Origin of the sequence: Proteus sp. CD3, assembly GCF_008808075.1 — a bacterium.
Taxonomy (GTDB): Bacteria; Pseudomonadota; Gammaproteobacteria; order Enterobacterales; family Enterobacteriaceae; genus Proteus; species Proteus appendicitidis.
On the sequence record NZ_CP019686.1, the window covers coordinates 2025169 to 2042903 of the forward strand.

Genomic DNA, 17735 nt, shown 5'->3' on the forward strand with positions numbered 1-17735 from the left:
CTGACAACTTGTACTCCACAAAAGATATTCGTCCAAAAGCGGTTATTCAAAGAAGTCAACCCCCGGGTAGGATCTTCCGCTTGCCTCCACCAGACTTACATCATCACGAAGCAATGTCACCATCGCTTCATGATGTGCTGTTATCTGCTGATCGTCCCAGCTTGTATTTCGAGTGATTTCCGCCATTCTCTTGAGCTTGGGACTTTGAAGTTCAATCGTATCCTTGAAGTTTTCGGCCTTCGCTCTGGGAAGACTATTGCTGAATTTTGAGTTCGCACTGACGCTTACGAGCGCGAGGTTGCCAAGCAGGTTAAGGCTAGAACCTGAAACAACCGCGCCTGACTGCTCTTTGTCCGGATGCTGTGGATAAAAGTGCTCAATGGAAGTTCTAAACTGAAATTTGAAATCTCGTTTTGAGGAATCGCTCAACAGAAGATAGTCGAGATACGAAAAGACAATACGGCTGATACCAAACCCTTGTGGTTGCTGATCTTCTTCAAAGGGGAATGTCTCTTTAACCTTGCTGCGAGCATATCCCTTCAACAAATCGGCAAGATCCGCATGTTTCACGTCTCGAGGGGCTTTAACAGAGAGCCAGCGAAGAACTTTGGTAATCCAGTGCATCGTTCGCGGAGAAGTGTAGGTAATCCGAAGCATGGACTGAAGCAGCAATACATCTCGGGTATGTGGATCAGCACTCCCATCCTCCTCTAAGCTTCCATTGCTGGCCGAGAAAACATGGATGTACGTCGGGGTTGGCTTCTTGTCCCCGCCTCCTTTTTTCAGTCGCTGGAGAGACCAATCGCCATCGTCACCGATGTTTGCCGTGAATTGACGCTTCAAGATGAAGCCATCGAAGAGGTTGCGGCACTTGAGAAGCATAAATGCAAAACTACGCACCCAATCAGCTTTAGCATCGGGTACATTATTTACGGCGTCGTCAAATGACTTGATGAGGCACTTGTCGTCAAGCAGGCCTTCGTCTTCGACCTCATCGCCTTTCATAATTCTTAGAACGTGTAGCAGAAAGGCCGGAAACTCAATAGTCGAACGAAACCGCTCGTTGCCCTCGTCTTCAGTGGAATTTGACTCGAGCTCTTTAGCGTATTTTGACAACGCCTCATCCAAGGACAACGATACCCCTTCGGAGGATTGCCTTGATGAATTGATGCCGGATTGCGGACGACTTTCCATTAGCGAAGCGAAGCTGGTCACCTCCAGCCAGGACCATTCATCACCAAATACTTTGTTTCGCAAACTTGTGTCACCACGGGTCAGAGACATCTGGACATAAGAATCCATGTCAGCACAGGAATCCCAAACCCACGCAAAGCATTCGCGTTCATATTGATTGGGCAGTTTGCTCATCAGGCGAGCCTTAACAATATCAACCTGCTTGAGTTGCTGCCCACGAGTGTTCATGATCTCGAAGTAGCGATTGAGGTCGGTATTGGGTGGCAGCGAGGCACGGACGACAGTCACCTTCGTTAGCAAGAAATCGGAGAATTTTTCGCGTGAGCGATTAAGGTTTTCATTCTGTTTGAAGAACTGATTGATGATGCTGTAGCCTTCATGAATGCCAGCATCTGCATTACTCGTGGAGCCCTGCGGTCGAAAGTGCTCCTTAGCCGCCTCCTGTGCTACTCGCAGCAGGGCCTCAGTTGCCCGTGCGCGCGACTCATATTGCAAGTGGCCTGCATGGCCAACCGACGGCTTCTCACCCTCACCGTCTTGCTCCAGGAAGGTCAGAAGCAGATAGAGGGTTGTAAGTCGTTGTTGTCCATCTATGACCTCGAACTCATCCTCTCTACCCCGCTTGATTACAACAAGGTTCCCAAGAAAATAGTTGTCCTGGCCCCCTACCACCGAGTCTTGAATATCGCTAATAAGTTGCTCAATCTGTTCGGCCCGCCAAGCATAGTTCCGTTGATAAATAGGAATCAGATAATTGTCAGTGAATAGCTTGCCTACTGTTAACAGTTCAGGTTTCAACTCCTTCTTGCTCATTGCAGCCCCTTGATAAAAGCTACGAGTTCCTTTTCGTGGTTATCGCTGTATGGCTTACTTGCTATTGGAAGTTTGCGAACAACACTTCCAGTCATCGCGTTACGTAGCAAAACAAAAGGCGATTTATTTGCATCGTTTTTACCTCGCGCTCGGTTGTCAGCAGATACAAATTGCACACGAAGTAACTCGACCCGCAAGGCATATGCCCATGCAAATAACCTATTTCGCACTTCATCTACATCTTCATCGCCAAACTTGTTTGTATAGCAAAGCAGCGCGGCAATGAACAATTCGTACACGTAGCGGTAGCGACTTTGAGATGGGCCAAAGTTTTTGAAACCTCTGTCAATAACCTCTTGTTCCAGTATCTTCAATTCGTCAAGCATGAATGTCACCATCTCGAAAAATGAGCGTCCTGCGATTATCGGGGCATCAAGCTGAAAGCGGCTGCGCCCGGCATTTCGTGCATCATGTGTAGAGGATACCGACCATGCACTTAGAAGTGGCATAGCGGCTTGTGCTGCAAGGTGATATCGCAGATTTGGCGAAAATGACCTGTGGGATCGTGATGAAATGCCCTTGAACATGCCGATGTCCCGAATAGTAAATTCGAGCGAGCTTTCGCCTCGTGACCACTTGGATATCCGGTATAAAAAAGTAGAAAAAAGCCTGTCCAGATCCTCATCGTTTACGGCTTCCCAAGCCTCAACGACAGCCACTTTCATAGCAGCGGACTCATCGTGCATTTCGCGTAGGTGGTGTGCTTTGAGCAAGTCGTGAGGGGCAAGCGGTTTGCCGCGATAGTTCTGGGAATCAAAGACACGAAATGCCTCATCAATATCGTCCGTCACAATACGCACCAACTGACATTTGTGACAGATAAAATCCAAAAACTCTTTTTTATCTTCCAACTGCGACAGGCGCTTTTGAAGCTCTATCCAAACTAGGGAGACAGGGGTTTCGCTGTTACCAGACATCGAAATTTGATGATTTATCGGATCTAAGGCCGCAAGAATCATTCGCAAAGTCAGCAGGCGCTGCTGCCCGTCGACTACATTGAGATACTCACCATCATCGTGAAGAATGATTGCACCCAAAACATAGGGAATATCTTTTCGTTCGGTATCTCGAAGAGCTTCGCTGATATCATCCACCAGTTGTAGAGCAGTCGATACCTTCCAACTGTATGGGCGTTGATAGTTCGGTATCCGAAGACCTTGCTTGAGTAGTTCATCCACGGTGACTGCACTAACACCGTTCTCTCCGTTAATCGCCATTCCTATGTCCCTTCATTGACGCTTTTCTATTTTCTCAGCGTATTTTCCGCAAACTTTATTCACCTATATGGATACTTCGATTCCGAGCGGCGGCTGTCTTGTTCACAATTTCTATCACGAGGTGCTCCTCTGGCGCATATTTAACGATCTGGGGCATGGGTCGAGAGAGCGGTTCTGATCAAAGCGAGCATCGTTGGCATCAGCACAGCGCTGCAATGCACCCGGTTGTCGATACCATGGCATTTGCTGATACTGTCACATGGTATTTGCTATATCTTCGATTCAGCGTCGGCTTTATACCATGAAAAATGCCATTGATAATGCAGTCGATATCATCAATGGCACTCACTAAATCAAATAATAGGCTAAATAATAGCCTCACTCCCACTCAATTGTTGCTGGTGGTTTGCCGCTGATATCATAAACGACGCGGGAGATACCGCTAACTTCATTGATAATACGGTTAGAAACACGACCTAAGAAGTCATAAGGTAAATGCGCCCAATGCGCTGTCATAAAGTCCACTGTTTCAACAGCACGTAATGAAACAACCCAGTCATATTTACGACCGTCACCCATAACGCCCACTGAACGCACAGGTAAGAACACGGTAAATGCTTGGCTTACTTTGTTATATAAGTCAGCTTTATGTAATTCTTCAATAAAGATTGCATCCGCACGACGTAATAAATCACAGTACTCTTTCTTGATCTCACCTAATACACGAACCCCTAAACCAGGACCCGGGAATGGATGACGATAAAGCATATCGTAAGGTAAGCCTAACTCTAGACCAATTTTACGAACTTCATCTTTAAACAGTTCTTTTAATGGCTCCACTAAACCCAGTTTCATATCATCAGGTAAACCACCCACATTATGGTGTGATTTAATCACATGAGCTTTACCTGTTGCAGATGCTGCAGATTCGATCACATCTGGGTAAATAGTACCTTGCGCTAACCACTTAACTTGTGGCTGTTTAACAGCTTCTTCATCAAAGATTTCAATGAATGTATGACCAATGATTTTGCGTTTTTTCTCAGGATCGTTTTCGCCCTTCAACGCAGTTAAGAAACGTTCTTCTGCTTCAACATGGATAATATTTAGGTCAAATTTACCTTTAAACATTTCCATGACTTGCTCTGCTTCATTCAGACGCAATAAGCCGTTATCAACAAATACACATGTTAAACGTTTACCAATCGCACGGTTTAACAATAATGCAGTCACTGAAGAGTCAACACCGCCTGATAACGCTAAAATAACGTGATCATCACCAATTTGCTCTTTTAAACGAGCAACCGTGTCTTCAATAATTGCAGCAGAAGTCCACAGAGCATCACATCCACAAATATCTAAAACGAAACGTTTTAAAATCGCTAAACCTTGATGGGTGTGTGTCACTTCTGGGTGGAATTGAACACCATAAAAACGTTTCTCTTCATTCGCCATAATAGCAAATGGGCAAGTTTCAGTGCTGGCTACTGTTACAAAGTCTGATGGAATAGCAGTAACTTTGTCACCGTGGCTCATCCACACATCTAATAATGGTTTGCCATCTTCGCTAACTGAATCTTGAATATCATTAAACAGAGCACAAGTTTCACGAATTTCAACTTGTGAATAACCAAATTCACGCTCACCAGAAACTTCGACATCGCCACCTAATTGCATCGACATCGTTTGCATACCATAACAAATTCCTAATACAGGAACGCCTGCATTAAATACGTATTCTGGCGCACGAGGGCTGTTGTCTTCAGTCGTACTTTCAGGGCCACCAGACAGAATAATACCATTAGGATTAAATTCACGAATTTGTTCTTCTGTAACATCCCATGCCCAGAGTTCACAATAAACGCCGATTTCACGGATACGACGAGCAATAAGCTGCGTATACTGTGAACCGAAATCAAGGATAAGAATGCGATGATTATGGATATTTGCTGTCATTTGTGGTGAATTCCAAAACAGATAAAGTCATAAAGTTGAAAGGCTTGCTAATTTACAATCAAAACAAGCCTTTCTCGGAATAAATTACATACCTAAGCGATAGTTAGGTGATTCTTTTGTGATGGTGACATCATGGACATGGCTTTCTTGAATACCCGCACCACTGATACGGACAAATTCAGCTTTGGTATTCAATTCTTTAATTGTTGCGCAGCCTGTTAAGCCCATGCATGAGCGTAAACCACCCATTTGTTGGTGAACGATAGTTTTTAATAAACCTTTATAAGCAACGCGACCTTCAATACCTTCTGGTACTAATTTGTCTGCTGCATTGTCGGTTTGGAAGTAACGATCTGATGAACCTTTAGACATTGCACCTAACGAGCCCATGCCGCGATAGGATTTATAAGAACGGCCTTGGAATAGTTCGATTTCGCCCGGAGATTCTTCAGTACCTGCAAACATTGAACCCACCATAACGCAAGCTGCACCTGCTGCTAATGCTTTTGCGATATCGCCAGAGAAACGAATACCACCATCTGCAATAACAGGAATATTGCGATCTTTCAGTGCTTCAACTGCATCTGCAATAGCGGTAATTTGTGGTACACCAACACCAGTTACGATACGTGTTGTACAGATTGAACCAGGGCCAATACCAACTTTAACCGCACTTACACCTGCATCAGCCAGCGCTAAAGCACCTTCTGCGGTCGCAACGTTGCCACCAATAATAGGTAGATTTGGATATAATGCACGAGTATCACGAATACGCTGTAATACACCTTCAGAGTGACCGTGAGACGAGTCAATAAGTAAAATGTCAACGCCAGCAGCAACTAATGCTGCTACACGTTCTTCGTTACCAGCACCTGCACCAACAGCAGCACCTACACGTAAACGACCGTGTTCATCTTTACATGCGTTTGGTTTACGCTCTGCTTTTTTGAAGTCTTTTACAGTGATCATGCCTTTCAGGTGGAAGTGGTTATCAACCACTAAGGCTTTCTCTACACGTTTTTCATGCATTCTTTGCATAACAACATCGCGTGCTTCACCTTCTTGTACAGTTACTAAGCGATCTTTTGGTGTCATTACCGCAGTAACTGGTTGGTCTAAATCAGTAACAAAACGAACATCACGCCCCGTAATAATACCCACTAATTCGTTGTCATTAGTTACAACTGGGTAGCCCGCAAAGCCATTGCGTTCAGTCATTGCTTGAACTTCACGTAAAGAAGTTTCTGGTGTTACGGTGATAGGATCAGTGACAACACCACTTTCATGTTTTTTCACACGACGAACTTCTTCAGCTTGACGTTCGATAGACATGTTTTTGTGGATAAAACCAATTCCACCTTCTTGAGCTAATGCGATAGCTAAAGGCGCTTCAGTCACAGTATCCATTGCAGCAGAAAGCATAGGAACATTTAGGCGGATTGTTTCAGTCAGTTGAGTAGACAAGTCGGCAGTATTAGGAAGAACAGTGGAGTGTGCAGGAACTAACAAAACATCATCAAATGTAAGTGCTTCTTTTTTAATTCGTAACATAGCAATATCTCACCAAGGCGGCTTTTAGGAAATAGAAAATATTGCCGCGGAATTATACACACCGTAATCGGTTGCTTCTAGCTTTTTTTCAAAATTTTTATTGATCCTGCCACTAACTTAGGTAGTATCAATCAATTAAGTCTTTGTTTTAAAATTTGATCTGGCTCACATGACACTACCGATAAACAATAATATTTTTACTGTTAGCCGTCTAAATAAGACCGTTCGCCAGTTATTAGAAATGGAAATGGGTCGCATTTGGATCAGCGCTGAAATTTCCAATTTTACTCAACCTTCTTCTGGTCACTGGTATTTTACATTAAAGGATACGAATGCCCAAATTAGAGCGGCGATGTTTCGTGGGCAAAATACTAAAGTTACTTTTCGCCCTCAGCATGGTCAGCAAGTTTTAGTTCGCGCAACAATTACATTGTATGAGCCACGAGGCGATTACCAATTGATTGTTGAGAGTATGCAACCTGCTGGTGACGGGCTATTACAACAACAATTTGAGCTATTAAAACAAAAACTCAGTGCGGAGGGGTTATTTGATGCTATTCATAAAAAATCCCTACCATCTCCCGCTAAACAGATTGGTATTATTACTTCATCAACCGGAGCAGCACTACACGACATCTTAAATATTCTTCGTCGTCGTGATCCTTCTTTGCCTGTGCTTATCTACCCAACCGCTGTTCAAGGTGCTGAAGCGCCTATGCAGATTGTTCATGCCATCGAGCTTGCTAACCGCCGTAAAGAGTGTGATGTTTTAATTGTTGGTCGTGGTGGCGGTTCGTTAGAAGATCTCTGGGCATTTAATGATGAACGCGTTGCTCGTGCTATTTTTGCCAGTGAAATTCCGATTGTAAGTGCAGTTGGTCATGAAACCGATGTGACCATTGCTGATTTTATTGCCGACCTTAGAGCGCCAACCCCTTCTGCTGCCGCAGAGCTTATTAGTCGTAACAAACTTGAGTTATTGCGCCAATTACAATCGCAGCAACAACGCCTTGAAATGGCGATGGATTACTATTTAGCAAAAAAATTACGCGCAATAACACAGCTTCATCATCGTTTGCAGCAACAGCATCCTCATTTACGTCTTGCTCGTCAGCAAAATGTATTAGCTTCCACACAACAGCGCTTAGTGACTAGTTTTCAGCGACTATTGCAAACCAAACAACATCAACAAACACAACTACAAAAACGCCTTAATTACCAAGAGCCTAGTTCACAAATTCAAGCATTACTTCGCCAACAACAACAGTTGATTTACCGTATGAGAGAAAGTATTTCACTACAGTTATCTCGTCAACGTGAACAATTCGCTATTAGCTGCTCTCGTTTAGAAAGTGTGAGTCCTCTCGCAACACTTTCTCGCGGTTACAGTATTAGCGAAACAGAGTCTGGAGAAGTGCTGAAAAATACCAAACAAGTGAAAGTGGGCGATCCATTAAAAACCCGTGTTGAAGATGGTTGGATCACCAGTGAAGTGGTTAAGACACAAAAAATAAGAGCAAAGCGTAAAACAACCACTAAAAGTGACAATTAACCCCTGCTTCTTATTTAATTCGATACAAAAGGAAAACGGCATCAAAATCATATTTGGTGCCGTTTTTTATTCTTTATTCAGATAATTATCATTGAATACTAAAAACGCACTTCTCCTGCAAATAAGTAGCTTCGACCTCGAGCTGTTTGAGTATTACTTCCCGGATCTTGCATTATCGGCGCTGAATTACTTCTATCAAGTGCATTAGAATAGTTTTTATTCATTAAATTATGCACGGCAAACTTCAGCGAAATGTTTTTATTAATTCTGTAATTACTATAAAGATCAATAACCGTTGGAATATTATCTTGTTGCACCATAGGCACTTTACCCGTGTCGTAATCTATGCCTTCAGGTGAGGATTTACGCGATTTTCCCGTTATTTGGATCACAGTCCCTAGTTCTAATGACTGGTCATCAAAGAAACGAACACCGGTATCAATAGTGGCATAATATTTAGGTAATTCAGAAGCGGGTGTTTGCCCAAAGTCTGTACTGGCAATCGAAGTCGGTTGAGATGTTCGCTGATCGCTATAAGAAAGGTTTGTGTAAAATACACCAGCATCATAATTTGCTTGAAGCTCATAACCACGCAAGGTTACTGGCTCAAGGCTATTGGTATACAGGAAAATATTGCCATCATATTCTATTCCGGCATAATCATCATCCGTTAAAGAACCGTCATTTTTACAACGCACCCCACCTTTGCATACAAAATAAGACTCACTAGAAATGTAGTCTTTGACTTTTGTGTGATACCACAATCCTTTAAATCGTAAGCTGTCACCTTCAACAATTAAATTAGGACGATAGCTATTAAAACCCAATTGAACAGTATCTGCCTTTTCGCTTTTTAAAAATGGGTTCATTGAAGCACCACCTTCATTGGCAAAGAAGATTTCTTGCGATGTAGGCGCTCTCATCGTTTGTGCATAGCTTACAAATGGCTGAAATTCAGGAATAATTTCAGCAGAAAGCAGCATTCCTGGGTCCCAATTTCTATCATGGCGATTGACATTCATTTCACCTTCAGGGAAACAGGCAGCTGTTGGATCGCAAGCTGGTTTACGCCCTTTAATATGATAATCGACATAATTTAAATTGAGATCTAGCGTATAAATATCGTATTCAAATTTCATTTGTGAGAAGAAGCTGGTTAAATCGTTTTTTCCTTGCGGTGCAAACGTATTATATTCAACCATATTTTGTGATTGCCACGGATCAGTAGAAGGCGCAGTAACACTGCGTTTGTATTCCGTTGACATTAATTTGGAGCCAAGCGTTAACGCCATATCCAGTTCACCGTAATTAAAGCGACTGGTATTTTTGGCCACTAATGAGTCAGAGATATTTTTGGCGTTTGCTTCACGTAAACTTACAAGAGAATCACCAGCAAACTTTTGCGATGCTTGGCTGTGGCTAAGCAGAATTTCGCTATCAAATAGATCATTTAATGGTGTATAACGATATTTTGCATAATAATCTTTAGCATCAATTTTACGGCGATTAAAATCATTGTTATAAAAACGACCACTTAATTCTAATTCATGAGAATCATTTGGTTTTATATTTATTTTGGTGAGTTCTGAGTGTGGTCTTTGATTAAATTCTTTACTTGTCGAAAATTCTTCACTATTAAAACCAGCACCATTTTTATAAGACGATTCTATTTTATGTCCACTTAACGCAAGCATTGCGCCAACCGAACCATTATCATTAAATAATGAGCGCTGCCCTGCAAAAGCAACCATACCGTTATAACCTAAGCCATTTGTACCACCAGCCGCTTTACTTCTTACTCCCCATGAATTCCCTTTAAATATAATATCTTCTACACCAATAGTTTTAAAGTTAGCACTTCCTGCCAGAGCATTAATACTATTTTCACCATCTTGTTGACCACGAGAAATGTCGATTTGAATAATAAAATTCGGATCGATCATGGTATTAAATTGGTTGTAGGGTTGCGCACCATGAGCATATTGGCTAGGTGATGTGCTATACATAGTTTGTGTGACACCATCCACCATCATATTCACACGCCCAAAACCGCTAAGCCCGCGAATATTAACACTAACACCCGGTTGGCTCACATCCATTTGAGTATACGTTCCTGGTGTTGAACGTAATGCTTGTTCAACAGTTCCAAGATTATTAATTTCACCAATAGAACTATAAGCACCAGGTTTTGCCAATGCTTTTTGTTCTGGTGTTTCTTTTTGTGCTGATGAGACTTTTAAGCTACTAAATTGAACCGCTTTATCAGTTTCAGATGCGATGGCAAGATGATTAACACCCGAAAATAAAATAAGAGTGCTGAGTATTTTCCTTGTAAACTTCATAATAAACCTATTCTTTATTTTTATTTAAATAGGCCCACGTTGCTTTATATAAAGTAATTAAACTAGAAAATATTATTATTGTTATATTCGCTTTAAATAATAGCGCTGTCTCCCTTAAAGAGAGACAGACTAGTATTAAATTTATTTATTATTACTGATTATTCTATTTTATATTTTGAGCTTTAAAATAGACTTCAGGCTGTTCTAACATCAGAATAAAAGCATATTCTTTTGCTGTGTCGCGTAAGCGATTAAAACGTCCTGATTTACCACCATGCCCTGCACTCATATTCGTATCAAGTAATAGTAGGTTATTATCTGTTTTTAATTCACGCAATTTAGCAACCCATTTTGCAGGCTCCCAATATTGTACTTGTGAATCATGTAATCCTGTTGTGACTAATAAATGAGGATATGCCTTGGCAACCACATTATCGTATGGGCTATACGATTTTAGGCGGAAATAAACGTCTTTATCCGCAGGATTTCCCCACTCTTCATATTCCCCTGTTGTTAAAGGAATAGAAGCATCAAGCATTGTTGTCACAACATCCACAAATGGAACTTGAGATACAACACCGCGGTATAATTCTGGTGCCATATTCACAACAGCCCCCATTAATAAACCACCTGCACTGCCACCCATAGCATAAACGTGTTTAGGCGCTCCGTAACCTTTGGCAATTAGATATTTAGTGGCATCAATAAAGTCGGTAAAAGTATTAACTTTATGTTCCATCTTACCTTGGTTATACCAACGCTTTCCTAATTCACCACCACCACGCACATGCACAATTGCATAAACGAAGCCTCTGTCTAACAAGCTTAAACGCGGTGAACTAAATGAAGGATCAATGCTACTACCATATGAACCATAGCCATAAATTAAGATAGGATTTTCACCTTTCTTAAATAAGTCTTTGCGATAAACCAATGATACGGGAACTTCAACACCATCTTGAGCTTTTACCCAAATGCGTTCACTTTCATACAAATCACGTTCAAAGCCTTTTACTTCTTGCTGTTTAAGCAGTTGCTTTTGATGCGTTTGCATATTCCATTGATAAGTTGAAGAAGGCGTTGTCATGGAAGTATAACCAAAGCGTAGCTCTTCGCTATCTGCTTGAGGGTTAAATCCTAGCCATGCCATATAAACCGGATCGTCAAACGTAACATTCGTTGATTGACCTGTTTTCCAATCAATCTGACGTAATGACACTAAACCTTGTTTTCTTTCTTCAACAACCAACCAGCGATTAAAGAGATCAAAGCCTTCTAAATCGACATCTTTTTGTGGTGCAATGACGGTTTCCCAAGGCTTATCAATTGATGAAGTTTTATAAAGACCAAACAATTCACTCTCATGATTCGAGCGAATATAGAATTCGCCATTAAAATGGTCGATATCATATTCACGCCCATCTTGACGGGCAGAGAAGATAACCATCGGTTTTTCTGGTGAATTCGCATCAATTAAACGAGATTCTGAGGTTGTAGAGCTTTCGATAGAGACAAGAATGTAATCTTTAGATTTGCTTTTACCCATCCATGTATAAAAACGGTCGTCGTTTTCTTCAAAGATTTTGACATCTTGTTTACGATCAGTGCCATATTGATGGCGATAGATTTGATAAGGCAGTAGCGTTTGCGGATCTTTATCAACATAAAATAGTGTTTTGCTGTCATTTGCCCACACTAAGTTTGCAGAGATATTGGTTAACACATTCTCTTTCCATGTATTATCCGATAAATCTTTATAGGCAACATTATAGTTTCTGCGCCCTTCTTTATCTTCTGCAATAGCAATACGTTTGTTATCTGGGCTGATTGTCAGATCACCTAATTGATAGAATTCATGCCCTTTAGCACGCTCGTTTCCATCAACGAGAACTTCCCATTCACCTTCGCTATTTACGGGTTTGCGCTGATAAATAGGGAAATCTTTACCTTCTTGATAAATAGTACGATATGTATATCCATTATAAATATAAGGTACTGATTCATCGTTTTGAGCCATTCGGCTCACCATTTCATTAAAGAGCGTTTCTTCAAGCGCCTTACCTTCTTTCATTACTGATTCGGTATAGGCATTTTCAGCATTCAGATAATCGAGTACGTTAGGATCTTTACGTGAATCATCTCGTAGCCAATAATAATTGTCGGTGCGTGTATCTCCGTGATCTGTCATCACATGAGGCACTTTATTCGCTTTTGGTGGCATCACTAGGGAGTCCTTCTGGTTTTGAGCCAATGCAGGTGTTGCTGAAATTAACAATGCCATGATCGCACTCGTTAATTTCAACGTCATCCGTTTTTTTGTTGCGATTAGCATAACGTTTATTTCCTTTTAACCTGTCGTTAGAACGTTAGTTTAGAAAACTCAATTGGCATTTCAACCATTATTTTACCTTTCGACAATAACTCTATTGGCGGTATAGGCAAAGGTTCAGCACGTTTGAGTACTCTTTGTGCTTCTCTGTCTAAAGAACGCACGCCACTACTAAGGATCAACTCACTCGATATGACATAACCTTGTTCATCTACAATAAAGCGCACTTTAGAAACGCCGGTTTTACCTTTGCTTTCTGCTTCTTCAGGATAGGCTTTATAGCGATTAAGGTGCCCTTTTGTTTTAGCTTGCCATAATGCAAGCACACTTTCTGAACTATCTGAATCGCTATCATAATTTGCGCTAACATCATTAGATTGCTGTTTCGCTGCAGAGCGACTACTTGAAGGTGCTGATTGGCTAGACACATTTTCACTAATAGTGGGCGCAGGCTTTACCGGAGAGGTAATAGGTGTCACTTTGGCTGTTTGCTCTACATTGACTCTTCTTTTAGGTTTTTCGAGTAAAATCTCTGCATTTTCATTCACAATCAGATCAGGCTGTTTTTCAGCAATATCTTGCTCTACCTTTTTTTGGCTTGCTATCGCCAGTTGTTGATCGACGCCTACAACCTGTTTTTCATCGCTGATTGCTTGTACGTTTTCACTTAAGCTCATCATTACAGCTAATTCTGGCTCTTGTATAAATACCTTACTCTCTTTATTGAAATAAAAACAAGCCATGACAAAAATAGCATGTACACCGATAGCCAAAATAAATGCTTTGGAGCTACAAAGCTGAAATTTTGGCATTTGATCCATACAAGAGGAAATAAACATATTCGTGTTATCAATAAATTAAGGTAATGCGACAGGTGTTATCCAAAGATAATCGGCATGAACTGAAGTAACATCACTTCCCTCTTCCGTCATTATCACGACTGTCACGTTTTCATTCGGTGCTAGATCAGCAACGTGTAAAGGTACACCCATTACTTTTGTGGCATGAAAAGAGCCAGCAATTAAAAGTGCGGGTGTCGGAGCATCTAATAAACTTTTAGCCATTGCACGATCGCGCAATTGCTGAATAACCGTCATTTTTTCTGCTTGTGTTTTATCAAGCTCGCCACCATGAGAAAGCTCGATGGTCTTTTGAATAAGTTCGCGAACAGATGGAGCAGTTGAATGCACACCATCAATAATAGGAGGGTTTTTATACGCACTAGATATTTCACTACGATCAATATTTGCCGCTAATAAAGGATAATCCGCGCTTAGCCCTGCTTTAACTATATTGCCATACCATTTCCAAGGCCAACCTGAATTCCATTTTAATGCAGCCATTAATCGCTCATCTCGTAGGTATTCAGAGCCTGAATAACGTTTTTTTGTATTATCAACTAATGATTGCTGGCTTGGTGTTAGCATCTCAAGTAAAACCGCTCCTTGAGGGCGCTTTTTAGGCAATTCTGTCATTAACCAATATTCAATATCATGATGATAAGCATTGTCATGTTTTTCACCAATAATCACATGCGATTGATTTGCTAATCGTGTTAACAGTGTATCTGCGGTGATGAATTGCCCAGTCTGAGTATCAATGATGTTTGCTGACTGAATAATTGCCAGATCTACGGTTGATACAGGTTGTTTTTCTATCGAATGACATGCTGAAAGGCTTACCAATGAAACTAGTAGTAAGATCCTTTTTGATATTGAGAAAAACATAATCATCCTATTAGTTATATATACCTACTTTAGTCGGAGTCATAGATTAATATTAATGTTAACAGTTATCAATATCATTCTGATATTAATTTGCATTTAATGTTTTTTGTATCTATTCAAAGAGTATAAAAGTTGAAAAGCATAAAAAAAGCGCCTGATAAAAGGCGCTTTATAGATGGAATAATTTAATTAGTAATTATTAATTTTGAGATTGTGTCTGAGCTTCAACAACAGCTAATGCCACCATATTTACGATACGACGTACTGACGCAATTGGCGTCAAAATATGAGCTGGTTTAGCAACACCCATTAATACTGGTCCTACTGTCACACCATCAGAGCTAGTTACACGTAGTAAATTATAGCTAATACGTGCGGCTTCCATTGTTGGCATAACTAACAGGTTTGCAGAGCCTTTTAATGGGCTATCTGGCATTATATCTCGGCGAATAGATTCCACTAACGCTGCATCTGCATGCATTTCACCATCAATTTCTAATTCAGGCGCACGCTGTTTGATTATCTCTAATGCTTGTCTGAGTTTAATTGAAGATGGGCTATCAAAAGAGCCGAAACTTGAGCGAGAAACCAGCGCTGCTTTTGGCTCAATACCAAAGCGACGAATAGTATCAGCAGCCATAATTGTAATATCTGCTAGTTGTTCTGCGGTTGGATCTTCATTGACGTAAGTGTCTGTAATAAAAGTGTTACCACTTGGCAATAGCAGTGCATTCATTGCCCCTGCGGTTTCCATTCCTTCACGTAAGCCAAACACATTTTTGTAGATTTCAAAATGTTCAGAATAGCTACCCACAGTACCGCAAATCAGACCATCTGCTTCACCTCGGCGAACCATAATGGCACCAATAAGTGTTGGATTGCCAATCATTGCTCGGCGAGCTTGCTCTTGTGATACACCGCGACGTTTCATGATTTGGTGATATTCTTGCCAATATTCTTTGAAACGTGGATCGTTTTCATTATTCACCACTTCAAAGTCTTTACCGGCTTTAATATGTAAACCCAATTTCTGAATACGCATTTCAATCACACTAGGACGACCAATTAAGATTGGTGTAGCTAATCCTAATGTTACTAATTCTTGTGTTGCATGCAGTACGCGGTTTTCTTCCCCTTCTGCTAACACAATGCGTTTTTTCTCTTTTTTCGCTTGAGAGAAAATAGGTTTCATAAATAAGTTCGTTTTATAAACAAACTCATTAAGGTGTTCGATATAAACAGAGAAATCTTCAATTGGGCGAGTTGCAACACCAGAATCCATCGCCGCTTTGGCAACCGCTGGCGCAATTTTCACAATCAAACGTGGATCAAACGGTTTCGGAATAATGTATTCAGGGCCAAAAGAAAGCTCCTGATCACCATAGGCCGAAGCAACTTCTTCGTTTTGTTCAGCAAGTGCTAATTCTGCAATAGCATGAACACAAGCGAGTTTCATCTCTTCATTAATTGTTGTCGCACCAACGTCTAATGCGCCACGGAAGATGAATGGGAAACACAATACGTTATTAACCTGATTTGGGTAGTCAGAACGCCCTGTACAGATAATCGCATCAGAACGTACCGCTTTTGCTAATGGGGGTAAAATTTCAGGCTCTGGGTTTGCAAGCGCAAGAATAAGCGGATCGCGTGCCATTTTTTTGACCATTTCTTGCGTTAATACGCCAGGCCCTGAACAACCTAAGAAAATATCAGCATTATTAATAACATCATCTAATGTACGAGTACCGTTATCTTCGATTGCATAAGCCGCTTTGGTTTCTGCCATATTAGCTTCACGTCCACGGTAGATAACCCCTTTAGAGTCACATACAGTAATGTTTTCGCGTGTTAGCCCTAAAGCAACTAATAAGTTCATACAAGCAATAGACGCGGCACCTGCTCCAGATACCACCAATTTTACTTTACTAATTTCTTTTTTAATAATACGTAAGCCATTAAGAATAGCGGCTGTAGAGATAATCGCTGTACCATGCTGATCATCATGGAATACAGGAATATTCATTTTCTCACGCAGTTTTTTCTCAATATAGAAACACTCTGGTGCTTTAATATCTTCGAGGTTAACACCACCAAACGTTGGCTCTAATGATGCGATAATATCAACGAGTTTGTCAGGATCTGTCTCATTAACTTCAATGTCAAAAACATCAATGCCAGAAAACTTCTTAAACAAAACGCCTTTACCTTCCATCACAGGTTTACCTGCTAAGGCACCAATATTTCCAAGCCCTAGTACCGCAGTACCATTTGAAATCACCGCGACAAGGTTACCTTTGGCTGTGTAGCGATAAGCGGCAAGAGGGTTTGCTGCAATTTCTAAACAAGGAACAGCAACGCCCGGTGAATAAGCTAATGCTAAATCACGTTGGGTTGTGAGTGGTTTTGTCGGTGTTACTGTGATTTTGCCAGGTACGGGAAATTCATGAAAATCTAGAGCGCTTTGTTTTAATTTGTCTTCCATCTTCATATCCTTTGTATCAATAGGGTAAGGGCTTCGTTAGTATAATGGTAATGACGCGTTAAATCATGACGGCTCCGACACTTTTTTCAAATTAGTAAACTCGATTTATTAGAAACAACTAATACCTAGTTATAGGTATATTATTAACGCTATTTAATTTCATCAGTGTAATAAACTCGAACAGAAAAAAGACAATATCTGTTTATTATTTACCAGATATTAAATTAACATTTAAAATAATTAAAATTTTTATATAGCTTAAAAAAACAATAACTATTTTCACTTGTTGATTATTTTTAATATAGCCCAGTTTACGGTCAACTCATTGTAATTATAAAGATTTTATAGAATTAGATTTTTTGTTAGTCGTTTTGGTTATTTTCTTTTTTACCCGTAACAATAATTGGTGTAATATTGCCAACCGTCAATTTTATTTTCTTATTGTTTTAATAAGATGTCTGATTCTAATTTTTATTCCTCATTTGGAATTTACTTTTTTATTTTCTGCTATT

At 40.6% G+C, this 17735-nt stretch carries 11 protein-coding genes; 2 read left to right on the forward strand and 9 right to left on the reverse strand.

The window, feature by feature from the left end; all coding sequences use genetic code 11:
- Nucleotides 1–42 precede the first annotated feature (42 nt).
- Nucleotides 43–2007 (reverse strand): DUF262 domain-containing protein, encoded by a 1965-nt coding sequence (locus BTA34_RS09265; protein WP_151435393.1) that lies wholly within the window; start codon nt 2005–2007, stop codon nt 43–45.
- Entirely contained in the window at nt 2004–3284 is a 1281-nt protein-coding gene (locus tag BTA34_RS09270) for a DUF262 domain-containing protein (protein WP_151435394.1), read from the reverse strand. Before BTA34_RS09270 ends, BTA34_RS09265 begins: the two co-directional genes overlap by 4 nt.
- Nucleotides 3285–3439: 155 nt before the next feature.
- Here BTA34_RS09270 and BTA34_RS18370 point away from each other — a divergent pair, with 155 nt between their 5' ends.
- Nucleotides 3440–3589 carry a hypothetical protein gene (locus tag BTA34_RS18370; protein WP_265576056.1) on the forward strand — a complete coding sequence of 50 codons (150 nt, stop codon included), beginning with the start codon at nt 3440–3442 and terminating at the stop codon, nt 3587–3589.
- A gap of 73 nt (nt 3590–3662) precedes the next feature.
- Here BTA34_RS18370 and guaA read toward each other — a convergent pair whose 3' ends face one another.
- On the reverse strand, nt 3663–5240 hold the full coding sequence (gene guaA / locus BTA34_RS09275; RefSeq protein WP_100160335.1) for a glutamine-hydrolyzing GMP synthase: 1578 nt from the start codon (nt 5238–5240) through the stop codon (nt 3663–3665).
- Between the two features lie 84 nt (nt 5241–5324).
- Nucleotides 5325–6791 carry an IMP dehydrogenase gene (gene guaB / locus BTA34_RS09280; RefSeq protein ID WP_151435395.1) on the reverse strand — a complete coding sequence of 489 codons (1467 nt, stop codon included), beginning with the start codon at nt 6789–6791 and terminating at the stop codon, nt 5325–5327.
- Between the two features lie 169 nt (nt 6792–6960).
- Between guaB and xseA the strand changes: the two genes are divergently transcribed.
- Complete coding sequence (gene xseA, locus BTA34_RS09285) at nt 6961–8343, forward strand: exodeoxyribonuclease VII large subunit (protein ID WP_151435396.1); 1383 nt, start codon at nt 6961–6963, stop codon at nt 8341–8343.
- 98 nt (nt 8344–8441) lie between these two features.
- Here xseA and BTA34_RS09290 read toward each other — a convergent pair whose 3' ends face one another.
- From BTA34_RS09290 to maeB, 5 genes are all read right to left on the reverse strand, one after another.
- A complete protein-coding gene (locus BTA34_RS09290; RefSeq protein WP_151435397.1) occupies nt 8442–10685 on the reverse strand; it encodes a TonB-dependent receptor in 2244 nt (747 codons plus the stop codon).
- A gap of 163 nt (nt 10686–10848) precedes the next feature.
- Nucleotides 10849–13017, reverse strand: a complete 2169-nt coding sequence (locus tag BTA34_RS09295) for a S9 family peptidase (protein WP_151435398.1) — start codon at nt 13015–13017, stop codon at nt 10849–10851.
- Nucleotides 13018–13043: 26 nt separating this feature from the next.
- A complete protein-coding gene (locus tag BTA34_RS09300; protein WP_265576057.1) occupies nt 13044–13826 on the reverse strand; it encodes an energy transducer TonB family protein in 783 nt (260 codons plus the stop codon).
- A 45-nt stretch (nt 13827–13871) separates the two neighbouring features.
- On the reverse strand, nt 13872–14741 hold the full coding sequence (locus BTA34_RS09305) for a ChaN family lipoprotein (protein ID WP_151435400.1): 870 nt from the start codon (nt 14739–14741) through the stop codon (nt 13872–13874).
- Nucleotides 14742–14940: 199 nt separating this feature from the next.
- Entirely contained in the window at nt 14941–17223 is a 2283-nt protein-coding gene (maeB, locus tag BTA34_RS09310; protein ID WP_151435401.1) for an NADP-dependent oxaloacetate-decarboxylating malate dehydrogenase, read from the reverse strand.
- Nucleotides 17224–17735: the final 512 nt, after the last annotated feature.

Bases quoted from the DNA above. Each gene is read 5' to 3' on its own strand.
- BTA34_RS09265 (WP_151435393.1), bottom strand. From the start codon at position 2,007: ATGAGCAAGAAGGAGTTGAAACCTGAACTGTTAACAGTAGGCAAGCTA.
- BTA34_RS09270 (WP_151435394.1), bottom strand. From the start codon at position 3,284: ATGGCGATTAACGGAGAGAACGGTGTTAGTGCAGTCACCGTGGATGAA.
- BTA34_RS18370 (WP_265576056.1), top strand. From the start codon at position 3,440: ATGGGTCGAGAGAGCGGTTCTGATCAAAGCGAGCATCGTTGGCATCAG.
- guaA (WP_100160335.1), bottom strand. From the start codon at position 5,240: ATGACAGCAAATATCCATAATCATCGCATTCTTATCCTTGATTTCGGT.
- guaB (WP_151435395.1), bottom strand. From the start codon at position 6,791: ATGTTACGAATTAAAAAAGAAGCACTTACATTTGATGATGTTTTGTTA.
- xseA (WP_151435396.1), top strand. From the start codon at position 6,961: ATGACACTACCGATAAACAATAATATTTTTACTGTTAGCCGTCTAAAT.
- BTA34_RS09290 (WP_151435397.1), bottom strand. From the start codon at position 10,685: ATGAAGTTTACAAGGAAAATACTCAGCACTCTTATTTTATTTTCGGGT.
- BTA34_RS09295 (WP_151435398.1), bottom strand. From the start codon at position 13,017: ATGCTAATCGCAACAAAAAAACGGATGACGTTGAAATTAACGAGTGCG.
- BTA34_RS09300 (WP_265576057.1), bottom strand. From the start codon at position 13,826: ATGCCAAAATTTCAGCTTTGTAGCTCCAAAGCATTTATTTTGGCTATC.
- BTA34_RS09305 (WP_151435400.1), bottom strand. From the start codon at position 14,741: ATGTTTTTCTCAATATCAAAAAGGATCTTACTACTAGTTTCATTGGTA.
- maeB (WP_151435401.1), bottom strand. From the start codon at position 17,223: ATGGAAGACAAATTAAAACAAAGCGCTCTAGATTTTCATGAATTTCCC.